At 70.6% G+C, this 12,568-nt stretch carries 14 protein-coding genes; 9 read left to right on the plus strand and 5 right to left on the minus strand.

Going from position 1 to position 12,568, the window contains the following annotated elements; translation table 11 throughout:
- Positions 1-71 precede the first annotated feature (71 nt).
- From ON41_RS16510 to ON41_RS16540, 7 genes are all read left to right on the plus strand, one after another.
- Positions 72-581 carry a MarR family winged helix-turn-helix transcriptional regulator gene (locus ON41_RS16510; RefSeq protein WP_051161652.1) on the plus strand — a complete coding sequence of 170 codons (510 nt, stop codon included), beginning with the start codon at positions 72-74 and terminating at the stop codon, positions 579-581.
- A 191-nt stretch (positions 582-772) separates the two neighbouring features.
- Entirely contained in the window at positions 773-1,666 is an 894-nt protein-coding gene (locus tag ON41_RS16515) for an STAS domain-containing protein (protein WP_051161654.1), read from the plus strand.
- Between the two features lie 13 nt (positions 1,667-1,679).
- Entirely contained in the window at positions 1,680-2,057 is a 378-nt protein-coding gene (locus ON41_RS16520) for an STAS domain-containing protein (protein WP_040748541.1), read from the plus strand.
- 35 nt (positions 2,058-2,092) lie between these two features.
- Positions 2,093-2,473 (plus strand): ATP-binding protein, encoded by a 381-nt coding sequence (locus ON41_RS16525; protein ID WP_040748565.1) that lies wholly within the window; start codon positions 2,093-2,095, stop codon positions 2,471-2,473.
- Positions 2,466-3,098, plus strand: coding sequence for a SpoIIE family protein phosphatase (locus ON41_RS16530; RefSeq protein WP_040748542.1), 633 nt, complete (start codon positions 2,466-2,468; stop codon positions 3,096-3,098). The genes ON41_RS16525 and ON41_RS16530 overlap by 8 nt, the downstream gene beginning before the upstream one ends.
- Positions 3,099-3,111: 13 nt before the next feature.
- Positions 3,112-5,382, plus strand: a complete 2,271-nt coding sequence (locus ON41_RS16535) for a SpoIIE family protein phosphatase (protein WP_040748543.1) — start codon at positions 3,112-3,114, stop codon at positions 5,380-5,382.
- Between the two features lie 211 nt (positions 5,383-5,593).
- Entirely contained in the window at positions 5,594-5,929 is a 336-nt protein-coding gene (locus tag ON41_RS16540; RefSeq protein ID WP_051161656.1) for an STAS domain-containing protein, read from the plus strand.
- A gap of 45 nt (positions 5,930-5,974) precedes the next feature.
- On the opposite strand, the gene ON41_RS16545 is transcribed toward ON41_RS16540, so the two are convergent.
- Positions 5,975-7,012, minus strand: a complete 1,038-nt coding sequence (locus ON41_RS16545) for an LLM class F420-dependent oxidoreductase (protein WP_040748545.1) — start codon at positions 7,010-7,012, stop codon at positions 5,975-5,977.
- A 144-nt stretch (positions 7,013-7,156) separates the two neighbouring features.
- On the opposite strand from ON41_RS16545, the gene ON41_RS16550 reads away from it, so the two are divergent.
- The gene (locus ON41_RS16550) at positions 7,157-7,813 is read left to right on the plus strand and encodes a cyclodeaminase/cyclohydrolase family protein (RefSeq protein WP_051161658.1); all 657 of its coding nucleotides are present in this window, start codon (positions 7,157-7,159) and stop codon (positions 7,811-7,813) included.
- A gap of 23 nt (positions 7,814-7,836) precedes the next feature.
- On the opposite strand, the gene ON41_RS16555 is transcribed toward ON41_RS16550, so the two are convergent.
- Complete coding sequence (locus tag ON41_RS16555) at positions 7,837-9,069, minus strand: alpha/beta hydrolase (RefSeq protein ID WP_051161660.1); 1,233 nt, start codon at positions 9,067-9,069, stop codon at positions 7,837-7,839.
- 253 nt (positions 9,070-9,322) lie between these two features.
- Between ON41_RS16555 and ON41_RS16560 the strand changes: the two genes are divergently transcribed.
- Complete coding sequence (locus tag ON41_RS16560) at positions 9,323-10,063, plus strand: L,D-transpeptidase (RefSeq protein ID WP_040748546.1); 741 nt, start codon at positions 9,323-9,325, stop codon at positions 10,061-10,063.
- 71 nt (positions 10,064-10,134) lie between these two features.
- Here ON41_RS16560 and ON41_RS16565 read toward each other — a convergent pair whose 3' ends face one another.
- The 3 genes from ON41_RS16565 to ON41_RS16575 are packed head-to-tail and all read right to left on the minus strand — an operon-like array spanning position 10,135 to position 12,559.
- A complete protein-coding gene (locus tag ON41_RS16565; protein WP_040748547.1) occupies positions 10,135-11,277 on the minus strand; it encodes an RNA polymerase sigma factor in 1,143 nt (380 codons plus the stop codon).
- Positions 11,274-11,681 (minus strand): YciI family protein, encoded by a 408-nt coding sequence (locus ON41_RS16570; protein ID WP_040748548.1) that lies wholly within the window; start codon positions 11,679-11,681, stop codon positions 11,274-11,276. The genes ON41_RS16565 and ON41_RS16570 overlap by 4 nt, the downstream gene beginning before the upstream one ends.
- A 26-nt stretch (positions 11,682-11,707) precedes the next feature.
- A complete protein-coding gene (locus tag ON41_RS16575) occupies positions 11,708-12,559 on the minus strand; it encodes a bifunctional 5,10-methylenetetrahydrofolate dehydrogenase/5,10-methenyltetrahydrofolate cyclohydrolase (protein WP_040748549.1) in 852 nt (283 codons plus the stop codon).
- Between the last annotated feature and the right edge of the window lie 9 nt (positions 12,560-12,568).

The following is a 12,568-nucleotide window of genomic DNA, read 5'->3' on the forward strand; positions in this document are numbered from 1 at the left end:
ACCTGTCGTCTGAGTGGTGGCCCGGAGCGGGCAGGCAATAGCATGACGTATCAGGGACCTGGAGAGGAATCGTGAGCGAACCCCGGTGGCTCGATGATCTCGAGATGCGCGCGTGGCTCGGCTTCGTGTTCACGCGCGACCTCATCGCCGCGGCCGTCGGGCGCGATTCGCTGCGCAACTCGAATCTCACCTATGTCGAGTACACGGTCCTGGCCCGCCTGGCCGACTCCCCCGACCACCGGCGCAGCTTCGCCGAGCTGGCAGCCGTGCTGGAGTGGTCGCAGAGCCGGCTGTCGCACCAGATCACCCGGATGGAGAAGCGGGGCCTGGTCGCGCGCGAGGCGATCCCCGACGACGCCCGGCGCACGGCCGCCGTCCTCACCGCCAAGGGCGCCGATGTTCTCGACACCGCCGCGCCCGCGCACGTCGACAGCGTGCGCCGCAATATGATCGACGTCCTCGACCGCGAGCAGCTCGTGGCCCTCGCCGACATCTACGACACGCTCCTGACCCACCATCGGAGACTGGGTGATCAACACCACGCCGCCGCCCCCGGCCCGCCCGACGGCGCGAACCCGTGACCTTCGATATCCGCGGCTTACGGGCTGCCTTCCGCAGGCCGTGGCCAACCGGATTACGGGAGGCCGGGTTTGGGTTTGCGCCCCATCGGGTAGCAGGAAAGACTAGGCTCGAAAAGGCAAACCACGAGCAGCCGTGCGCGAGCCCACCACACGAGCAACCGACCTTCCCTTCGAAAGGGGCAGGAGTTTCCATGTCCGACGTGTCCATCGGCCTGCCGCCGGACTCGCTCCCGTCCGGCCCGGCAGAGAATCTGCTCCCGCAGCTGGTCGAACACCTGCGGCAGAACCGCACCGGGCTGCGGGAGGAGTGGGCCCGCCGCATCACCGATGCCGCACTGCTGACCGCGATGACTCCGGAGGAGATCTTCTCCGAGGCGACCTCGATCTACGACGGCTACGTGGAAGTACTCGAGACCGGTAGTGTCGAAGCCCTGCAGGCCTACGCCCGCGACCTGTCCGAGCGCATCATACCGCGAGGCGTCGAGACCGACGAGGTGGTAGGGATCGTGCTGCTGCTGCGAGATGTGCTGGCGCGCAGCCTCTTCGAGAAGTACCAGTCGAGCTTCGAACTGCTGGGCAAGGTGCTGGACGCCTACGAGCCGGCCGCCAACCGCATCGCCAACACGCTGAGCATCTCCTTCGTCCAGGAGCGCGAGCGCGTCATTCGCCAGCAGCAGGAAGCCATCCGGGAACTCTCCACGCCCGTGCTGCAGGTCCGCGAGCAGCTGCTCATCCTTCCCATCATCGGCATGCTGGACAGCCAGCGCGCCCGGCAGCTCACCGAGCAACTGCTGCGGGCCATCCGCGCCAACCGCGCCAAGGTGGTCGTCATCGACATCACCGGTGTGCCGTCGATCGACTCCACGGTCGCCAACCACCTGGTGCAGACCGTCGACGCCTCCGGCCTGATGGGCGCCAGCGTGATCATCACCGGCCTGTCGTCGGAGATCGCGCTGATCCTCGTGACCATCGGCCTGGATCTGTCCAAGATCACCGCCGTCGGTGACCTGCAGGGCGGTATCGAAGAAGCTGAGCGGCTACTCGGTTACGAGGTTTCCCGGGTAACCGATCGCGACGGACGCTGACCGGGGCGCGCACATGCCGGTACCCATTCTGAAGCAGGGCACCTATCTCATCGCGTCCGTGCAGTCCGCACTGACCGATGCCGATACGGAGCGCCTGCAGGACGATTTGATGGCCTACGTCAGCAAGTACCGCGCGAAGGGCATCATCGTCGACGTCACCGCCATCGATGTGATGGACTCCTTCGCCGCGCGCTCGCTGCGCACGATCGTGCACATGACCAAGTTGCGCGGCGCCCAGACCGTGATCGTCGGCCTGCAACCCGAGGTCGCCTTCGCCATGGTGCAATTGGGCCTCACGTTCGAGGACATGCACACCGCGCTCGACCTCGAGGAAGGGTTGGCCTGGCTCAACAGAAAGTTTTCCGCCCGCCACCAGCGAGATGGTTCGTGACCGTGACGGCCGACAACGTGGTGATCGCGGTCAAGATGTCCAATGACATCGTGACCGCCCGGCAGGCAGGACGAGAGCTGGCGACCGAGCTCGGCTTCTCGCTCACCGACATCACCATGATCTCCACCGCCATCTCCGAGGTGGCCCGCAACATCACCAGCTATGCGGGCACCGGCGAGATCCGGGTCACGGTGGAGGATCGTGAAGGCCGTCGTGCGCTCGTGGTGCACGCCCAGGACAACGGGCCGGGAATCAAGGACATCACCCGCGCCCTCCAAGACGGTTACTCGACCGGGCGCGGCCTCGGCCTGGGCCTGCCGGGCGCGCGGCGATTGATGGACCGGCTGAACGTGGAGTCCGCACCCGGGCAGGGCACGCTGGTGGAGATGTGGAAGTGGGTGCCCCCCGGTGCATGAGGACGGTTTCATCGGCGCCGTCGAATGGGCGGTGGCCGGGCGAGCCCTGCCCGGTCAGAAGATCTCCGGTGACCGGTCGATAGTGCTCGACGCCGGCGGCGGCGCGGTGTTGTTCGCGGTGCTCGACGGCCTGGGGCACGGCAAGGCGGCGGGCGAGGCCGCGGACCGCGCCGCCCAGGTGCTGTCGGAGAATCGCGCCGAACCGCTCGACGTGCTGATGGTGATGTGCCACCGCGCCATGGCCGACACCCGCGGCGCCGCGGTCTCGCTGGCACTGTTCAGCTCCAAGAACCAGCTGCACTGGCTCGGGGTCGGCAATGTGGAGTCGCGGGTGGTCACGGCCGGTCACGGCAAACCCGTCCTGCGCGCGACCGCGATGCTCACCGGCGGCATCGTCGGCTACCTGCTGCCGCCGAATCTCCAGACGCAGACCGTCTCCGTGCGGCCGGGCGAACTGCTGCTGATGGTCACCGACGGCATCGTCGACGACTACGTCGACGGCATCGACCTGGCCAAGTCCACCGCCGACATCGCCGCCGACATCCTGGGCAGCCACGCCAAGGACACCGACGACGCGCTGGTGCTGGCGGCCCGGCACCGCGGCCGAACGGATCCGGCGCCGTGAGCGAGGGCCGGTCGTGAGCGCAGTGCTGGCGGCATTCCGCGACGCCTACGCGAATGCCCTTCGCCTGCACCTGGATTCACCGAATCAGACCACCCTCGCCGAGGGCTACGAACTCGGGCGGCGCGCCCTCGTGGAGGGCGTGAGCATCCTCGATCTCACCGAGCACCACTTCCGGCTGATCGACCGCGCGGGCCTCGTCGATCCCGCGCCGGGCGCCGATACCGGCTACCGCGCGGAAGCGGCGCTGGAATTCCTGCTGCAGACCCTCGCCGCGCTCGACGTCGCCACCCGCGGGTTTCTCGACATCAACCGCAGCTACGAACTGCAGCGGCTGCGCACCGAGGATCTGGAGGGCCGCGACGCCTTCCGCACCGCGCTCGTCGAATCGCTGCAGGACGGCTTCTTCGTCGCCGACGCGCACGGCACCATCACCGAGGTCAACTCCGCCTTCGGCGCGCTCACCGGATACGGACCGGACGGGGTGCCCTACGCGCTGCCGCATCCGTGGTCGGCCGACGACGGCTCGGAATATCCGGGCCTGGGGACCGAGGCCGCGCGGTTCGTGATGCCGGTGTGTCACCGCGACGGGCGGCGGCTGTGGCTGGCGGTCAGTACGTCGTCCCTGGTCAAACCCGAGGACGACGAGCGCATCTTCGTCGGCACCATCCGCGACGTCACCGCCGAGCACGACGCCCAGGCCCGCGATCAGGCGGTCTCGCGGCTGGCGACCGCGGTCGCGGGCGGCACCAGCGTGGTCGAGGTGCTCACCGTCGGGCTCGAGGAGCTGCGGCGCGCGATCGGCGCCGAGACGGCCGTGGTCTCCATGTGGCCGAACCGCCAGACCGGTCCGGACCTGTATGTGTCCGGGCCGGTGTCGCCGAGCGAATCGGACGCCGAGGACGAGGTCGACGCCGCGGTGTCCCGCCAAGTTCTCGACGCCCGCGCCCGCGCCCTGCTGGACCGGGCCCGGCTGCGGCCGGGCCGCACGATGTTCGCGATTCCCGAGGGCGCCTCCACCTCCGAGGGGATCGTCGCGCCGCTGGGCGAGACCGGCGACGCCGCGCTGTGGCTGCGCTTCGCCGCGCCGCGCGCCATCAGCCCCGGCGATTGGGCACTGTTCTCGCTGCTGGTCGGCCATCTCAGCCTGGCCGTGCAGCGCGCCCGCAACTTCGACGCGGCGCGCTCGACCTCGCTGACGCTGCAGCGCGCGATGCTCGGCCCGATCGAACTGCCACCGCGTTTCTCGGTGCACTACGAACCGGCGCTACCGCCCCTCGAGATCGGCGGCGACTGGTACGACGTGGTGCAACTGCGCGACGGCGCCATCGGCGTGGTGGTCGGCGACTGCGTCGGGCGTGGTCTGTCGGCGGCCGTGGTGATGGGCCAATTGCGCACGGCCGCACGGGCTCTGCTGCTGCGCGGCGCGGGCCCGGCGCAGCTGCTGGCCGAAATGGACGCCGTCGCCGCCCGCATTCCGGGCGCGATGTGCACGACCGTGTGCGCGGCGATCCTGGATTCCGAGCGCGGGCTGGTCCGCTACTCCAGCGCCGGGCACATGCCGCCGGTGCTGGCGGATCCGGGCGAGAAGGGACGGCTGCTGGAGGGCGGGCGGGCGGTGCCGCTGGCCACCTTCGATCCCCCGCGCCGCCCCGAGGCCACGACGCCGCTCGCACCGGGGTCGACGCTCGTGCTGTTCACCGACGGGCTGGTCGAGCAGCGCGGCATCGATATCGATATGCGCTTCGACGAACTCGCCGACGAGTTGACCGGGGCCGCCGGGCAGTTGCCGCGCGAGGTGGCCGACTCGGTGCTGACGCGGCTGCGCCCGGCGGCGGGCTACGACGACGACGTCGCCATGGTCGTATACCGGCAGCCGCCGCGCCCGCTGCGGCTGGAGGTCCCGGCCGCGGCCAACCGGCTCGCCGGCGTGCGGCGCGACCTGGCCGCATGGCTGGCCGCCGCCGCGGTGCCGCAGGAACTGGCCGCCGATCTGGTCGCCGCCGCCAACGAGGCGTGCAGCAACAGCATCGAGCACGCCTATCTCGGCGAGTCCCCGGGACATATGGTGCTGACCGCCGACTGTTCGGTCGACCGGGTCACCATCGAGGTCGCCGACAACGGTGAGTGGCGCCCGCTGCCCGAGGACCCGGGTCCGCGCGGGCGCGGCATCGCGATGATGCGCGCGCTGTCCGACGAGTTGATCATCGATCACATGGGGGTCGGCACCCATGTGCGGATGATCGCGAAACTCCCCGCGGTCTCGTTCTCCGCGGGCCGGATCTAGGCGGGTCCGTCACAGAGGTGACACTCCGGCGCAAATCTGCCAGCGACCACCCGGCAATCCCAATAATGCCGGTGTACCTGGGGTTTTCGCCGCGGCGCGGACTACGAAACGCCAACCAATCCGACGACGATGCAGCACGGGAGACGGGTTCATGGCAGATTGTCTTGATGTGACCAATTCTTCCGGAGACGCGAATCCCCTCGCCGACGCGATGACCACCTCGGTCTCGGTGCACGACGAAGCGACCGTCCTCACGGTGGCCGGTGAGGTAGACCTGGCGACCGCACCAGCGCTGGAGAGCGCGATCGAGGCGACCCTGGGCGGCAAGCCCACGGCCCTCATCATCGATCTCTCGCAGGTGACCTTCCTCGCCTCCGCCGGTATGGCGGCCCTCGTCGGCGCCCACCAGCGGGCCGGGCAAGCGACCCGCATCGCGGTGGTCGCCGACGGCCCGGCCACCGGCCGCCAGCTCAGGATGACGAACCTGGATCAGGTGTTCGCCATGCATCCCACGCTGGACGAGGCCCTGTCCGGCTTGCGGGGATAGCGATCGCGAGAGGCAGCGGCGGCGGACCGGCCGGGTGTCGGAGGCTCAGACCAGTTCGCGCAGCTGCTCGATCAGCGCGACCCGCTCGGCCGGCGTCGCCGCCATCGGCACCACGTTCAGCACGGTGACCCCGGCCTCCCGGAACGCCGCGATGCGCTCCTTCACGAATCCGGCCGAACCGATCAGCGAGATGTCGCGCACCAGATCGTCGGGCACGGTCTTGGCCGCGGCCTCCTTCTCCCCCGCGAGGTACAGCTCCTGGATGCGGTCGGCCTCGGCGCCGTAGCCGTATTTGGTGGCGAGCGTGTGGTAGAAGTTCTTGCCCTTGGCGCCCATACCGCCGATGTACAGGGCCAGATGCGGCTTCACGAATTCGCGCAGGCCCTCGACGTCGTCGCCGATGGCCAGGGCCGGGCCGGCGTACACGTCGAGGTCTCCCAGCGCGGGGTCGCGTTTGGCCTTGCCCGCCGCGAGCGCGTCGCCCCACACGTCGTGGGCCTGCTCCGGCAGGAAGAAGATCGGCTGCCAGCCCTCGGCGACCTCCGCGGCGAGTTCGACGTTCTTCGGGCCCAGGGCGGCCAGCAGCACCGGAATGCGTTCGCGGACGGGGTGATTGATCAGCTTGAGCGGCTTGCCCAGGCCCGTGCCCTGCCCGGCGGGCAGCGGGACCGTGTAGTACTTCCCCTCGAATTCCAGGCGCTCGCGCCGCCACACCTTGCGGCAGATCTCCACGACCTCGCGGGTGCGGCCGATCGGCGCGTCGTAGGGCACGCCGTGGAAGCCCTCGATCACCTGCGGGCCGGAGGCGCCCAGGCCCAGGATGTAGCGGCCGTCGGAGACGTAGTCCAGGCCCGCCGCGGTCATCGCGGTCAGCGTGGGTGTGCGGGTGTAGAGCTGCAGGATGCCGGAGGCCAGCTGGACGCGCTCGGTCTTGGCGGCCAGGTAGCCCAGCCCGCTCACGGCGTCGTAAGAGTACGCCTCGGGCACGAAGGCGATATCCAGCCCCGCCCGCTCCAGATCGGCGACCTCCGCCGCCACCTCTTTGAAGCCCCCCGCATAGTTGATGCCCAGTCCGATACGCATGAACCCGAACCTACTCAGTCTCTCGACCCCCCACCCCCACCGGCCCCGGCATCGAGAGGTGGGCTTGCGGCCGGGCGCGGACAGCCGACCGGTACGGTTGTCGGCGAACCGCACGCCGCACTTCGAATCGGGAGGCCCCGCAGCATGTCTCAGGACACCACGTCGTCGCCGCAGACCACGACGTTCGGGGAGGCGACGGTCGGGCGGTATCTGGACGATCTGGCCGCCAAGATCCCGGCGCCGGGCGGGGGTGCGGTGGCCGCCCTGCACGCCGCGCAGGGCGCCGCGCTGGTCGCGATGGTCGCGCGCTACACCACCCGCGCCAAGGACGCCGAGCACCGCCCGGTGATCGACCGCATCATCGCCGCGGCCGACACCGCCCGCGAGCGCGCGCTGGCGCTGGCCGACGCCGACGCCGCGGCGTTCACGGCCGTCGGCGCGGCCTACAAGCTGCCCAAATCGACCGACGACGAGACCGCCGCCCGCGGCGAGGCGATCACCGCGGCGCTGTTGCAGGCCGCGCGCGTACCGGCCGCCGTCGTGGCCGAGGCCGACGAGATCCTCTCCCTGGCAACCGATCTGCTGCCGATCGGCAACCCGAACGTGGTGACCGACATCGGCGCCGCGGCCGACGCCGCCCGTTCCGCGGCCGCCAGTTCCCAGCTCAACATCGCCATCAACGTCGCCTCGCTGAGCGAAGGGCACGGGGCCGAGTTCGCCCCCGTGCTGCGCACGGTCGAGGAGGTCATCGCCCGCGCCGACGCGCTGCACAACGACGTCGTCGCCGCCATCACCCGCTGACGCCGCCCTCTGTCGGTGCCCCGTCAGGGCTTGTCGTGCCGGTCCAGCCAGTCGAGGGTGATGTCGCGGCCGACCTGTGCACCCGTATTCAGGACTTCGGCGTCGAATCCGTGGTCCAGATACGGCAGTTCGACGTAGCGATGGACGATGCCCGCGGCGGTCAGCCGATCGGCGAATGCCGCTGTGTGCGAGGCGAAGACGAGATGGTCGCCGCGGCCCTGGAACAGCAGGGTCGGCGGGGCCGCGGGGTTGATCTGGGGTGCGGAGTCGGTCGCGGCGTACCGGTCCGGATACTCGGTGGCCGGGCCGCCGAGGTACGCGCCGGCGAACTGCTCGCCCTCCGCGGTATCCGCTTCCGAGGCCGTCAGGTCCACGGCCGGGTAGACCGCGACGACCGCGCGCACCCTCGGCAGCTCCGCGACAGTGCCGCAACTGGGCTGCAAGCGGCCGGCGTTCGCCTTGTACGCCACGTTCACCGCGAGATTCCCGCCCGCCGATCCACCGAAGGTGGCGACGCGGTTCATATCCCACCGGTACTTCTGGGCGTGCGCGGCGGCCCAGGTCATGGCGCAGGCGACATCCGCGTCCTCGGTGTTCCAGCGCAGGTGGTTCGCGTCGGAGAGCCGGTAGTCCACGTCGAGCACCGCGTAACCGTGCTCGGCGAGCCAGTGGTGGTACGGGTTCGGCCCCTTGCTGCCGGCGATGAATCCGCCGCCGTGAATGCTCACCACCAGCGGCGCCGTCACCGACCGGTCGGCCGGGAGGTACAGGTCGGCGCGCATCGGCCGGTCGTCGAGTGTCGCGTAGGTGATCGTCTCGTTCGGCGCCTTCCCGGCGGCGACCAGCGGCACGGGCGCGAACAGCGTCCACCGGCCGGTCGCGGCGTGCGCCGACACGGCCAGCCCGACACTGGTGACCACGCACATCACCAGCCCCGCGGCGGTCACGGCCGTGATCGACCCGGACGGCCAGGTCCGGCGCAGGCGGACGGCCAGTAGCGCGGCGATCACCGCCGCGCCTCCGATCACCAGATTCCACGAGCCGAGCCAGTCGCGAACCCAGCCCACGGCCAGCACGGTGTACTGCGTGAATTCGACCCGCAGCAGCGGTCCGGTCCAGGAGACGGGCGCGAGGGCGAGCACCTGCGCCACCACCGAGTACACCCCCAGCAGCACCGCCACCGCCAGCAGTGCGAGCCGCACCGGAGTCCGCCAGCCGAACCGCCGTCGCCGCCCGGATTCGGGGCCCTCCGTCACAGCACTCGTCTCCCGCTCGCCCGGCAACACGATCCCCGATGCTACGGACGAGCCCGGCGAACCGCGCACCGACCGTCCGTTATGCCGGGTTATCGCCTCGCTGAGCGGGTAAGGCCATATCAGACGGACCGCAGTCAGAGCCGTTGCGACAGGCCGCATTTTGATTACGAACCGACCACTTTCCGGAGGATTACATGATCATGAAGTTCTAAAATGAACGTCTCAGAATCACACCACCTGAGGGGGTGGAGCCATGCGGAACACGACCAGACATCTGTTCCTGGCATTCGTGATCGTGGCGCTGGCCGCGATCTCTTCCGGCACGGCGGCGGCGGTGACAGTGACGCCACACGTCCCGCCCGTGCAATCGATAACACCGTCCGACGGCGCGGTCGTCGGCATCGCGCATCCGGTGACCGTCCGGTTCGCCGCACCGGTCGCCGACCGAGCCGGCGTCGAGCGCTCGGTCACCGTAGGCACCCAGGCCGGGTCGTTCTCCTGGAACGGCGACAGCGAACTCGTGTGGCATCCCACCGGGTTCCTACCGGCGAATACCACCGTGACGGTCAAGGCCGGCACCGCCCGCACGCAGTTCAGCACCGGGGGCGGCACGACGGCCGACGCCGATATGTCCGCGCACACCTTCACCGTCTACGTCCCCGGTGAGGCGCCGCGGGTGATTCCGGCGTCGATGGGCAAACCCGGACGGGAGACGCCGGTCGGCACCTTCCCGGTCATGGAGAAGTTCCGGACCATCACCTTCGACTCTCGCACCATCGGCATCCCGCTCAGCGATCCGGAGGGCTACCTGCTCACCGGTGAGTTCGCCGAGCGCCTGACCTCGGGTGGCGTCTTCGTGCACTCGGCCCCATGGTCGGTCGACCAGCAGGGCTACTCGAATGTCAGCCACGGCTGCATCAACCTGCCGCCGGACGACGCCCAGTGGTACTACAACAACGTGAGCGTCGGTGATCCGGTGACAGTGCACTGGTGATCCCGGCCAAAAGCATGCCGGGACCAACGAGGATGTGGGCACGTCTGCCGGGACCCTCGGCGGGAACGGGCTCAGTGGAGTAGCTGCCTCACCCGCGCGGCCTCGCGGGTGAGGTGGTCGCGTTCCGGGATGGTGGTGGCGGCGTGGGCGGCCTCGGTGTAGAGGTCGGCGGCCTGGGCGAGGTCACCGGCGCGTTCGAGGAGGTAGGCGCGGGCCGCGGTGTGCCGGGGCAGGCCGGAGTCGACGGTGCTCAGTTCCGCCAGCCCGGCCGCGGGACCCTCGGCCTCGCCGACCGCGACCGCGCGGTTGAGCCTGACCACCGGGCTGTCCGTGAGGCGCAGGAGTTCGTCGTACCACTCCACGATCTGGGCCCAGTCGGTCTCGGCGGCCGTGGGGGCGTCCGCGTGCAGCGCGGCGATCGCGGCCTGCGCCTGGTATTCGCCCAGCCGGTCGCGGGCCAGGGCGGCTTGCAGAACCGTCACGCCCTCGGCGATGAGACCGGTGTCCCATCGTGATCGGTCCTGGTCGGCGAGCGGTATCAGCCGCCCGCCGGGGCCGAGGCGGGACGCGCGGCGGGCATGGTGCAGCAGCATGAGCGCCAGCAGGCCCGCGACCTCCGGGTCGTCGGTGGCGCTCGCCAGCTGGCGGGTGAGGCGGATCGCCTCCGCCGCCAGATCGACGTCCCCGCCGTAGCCCTCGTTGAAGACGAGATAGAGCACGCGCAGCACCGTGGCCGGATCCCCCGGCCGATCGAGCGGCTGTCCCGCGAGCCGCCGCTTGGCGCGGCTGATCCGTTGCGCCATGGTCGCCTCGGGCACGAGGTAGGCCGTCGCGATCTGCCGCGTCGTCAGGCCGCCGACCGCGCGCAGCGTCAACGCGACGGCCGAACCGGGCGACAGCGACGGGTGCGCGCACAGGAAGTAGAGCCACAGGGAGTCGTCGGTACCCGGCGCCGGCTCCGGCGGCGGCTCGGCGTCCACCGCGAGTTCCCTTCCCCGCCGCGAACTTTCGGCCCGGACGGCGTCGAGGAACTTGTGCCAGGCGGCCGCCACCAGCCAGCCCTTCGGATCCCGCGGCGGATCCTCCGGCCAGATCTCCAGGGCGCGAATCAGCGCCTCCTGCACGGCATCCTCGGCCGCCGCGAAATCGGCCCCGCGCCGGACCAGCACGCCGATCACCGCAGGCACCAGCTCCCGCAGCAGCGCCTCGTTCACTCGGTCACGGTGGGCATCGTGGCGTACAACGGCCGCAGCTCGAGCCACTCCTGGATCGGCTCGCCGCCCGCGCCGGGCGCCGCGGACAGCTCGGCGGCCAGTTCGAGTGCGCGCTCGTAGGTCTCGACGTCGATCATCATCCAGCCGGCGATCAGATCCTTCGTCTCCGCGAACGGCCCGTCGGTGACCGGCGGGCGGCCCTCGCCGTCCGAGCGGACGAACGTCCCCTGCGGGGAGAGCGCCTGGTGGTCGACGTACTCACCGGTGGTCTCGAGTCGCGCGGCGAAATCCCGCATGTACTGCAGGTGGGCCGTGACCTCCTCCGGGGTCCACCGGTCCATCGGCACGTCGTTGGTCGCCGCGGGTGCGCCGCGGTAATGCTTGAGCAGCAGGTACTTGGCCATCGTCGTCTCCTCGGAGTGGGTCCCGCCTAGGCCCGGGCGGCCTCCGTGGCCTGGACGACGTGGCGCATGAGCAGGGCGGTGGTCACCGGGCCCACGCCGCCGGGCACGGGGCTGAGGGCGGCGGCCTTGCCGGTGACCGACGCTGCGTCGACGTCCCCCACGATGCCGCCGTCGGGCCCTTCGTTGGTGCCCACGTCGATGACGACCGCGCCCTCGCGGACGTGGTCGCCCGTGATCAAGCCCGCGCGGCCCACGGCGGCGACGACCACGTCCGCGGCCGAGGTCACGGCGGGCAGGTCCGTGGTACGGGAGTGGCAGACCGTGACGGTGGCGTTCTCGGCCAGCAGCAGGTGCGCCAGCGGCTTACCGACCACGTTCGACCGGCCGACGACCGCGACATGCCGGCCGGCGAGCGGAATGTCGTGCCGGCGGGCCAGTTCCACGACGGCCTCGGCGGTCGCCGGGGGGAATCCGGGAAGCCCGGCGGCCAGGCGGCCCAGCGACAGGGGGCTGACGCCGTCGACGTCCTTCTCCGCGGCGATCGCGCCGCTCACGTCGTCGAGGCCGACACCGGCCGGCAACGGCGTCTGCAACATGACGGCGTGCACGCCCGGATCGGCGCTCAGCTTCGACAGCTCGGCCCGGATCGCGTCGGCGGTGGCGTCGGCCCCGAGATCGACCGTGTCACAGTCGATTCCGAGCCGCCCAGCGGCACGCTGCAACGACCCCACATACCAGCCGCTGGCCGGGTCGTCGTTGGCCACCACCAGCACCAGTCGCGGCGCGCCCCCCTGCTCGGCGAGCGCGGCGGCGCGCTGCTTGGTCTCGGCGTTCAGGGCGGCGGCAAGCTCCTTGCCGGTCAGCGAAGTCGTGTCCACGGACTCCCA

The sequence above is a fragment of the Nocardia transvalensis NBRC 15921 genome (assembly GCF_000308875.1).
GTDB classification, from domain to species: domain Bacteria; phylum Actinomycetota; class Actinomycetes; order Mycobacteriales; family Mycobacteriaceae; genus Nocardia; species Nocardia transvalensis.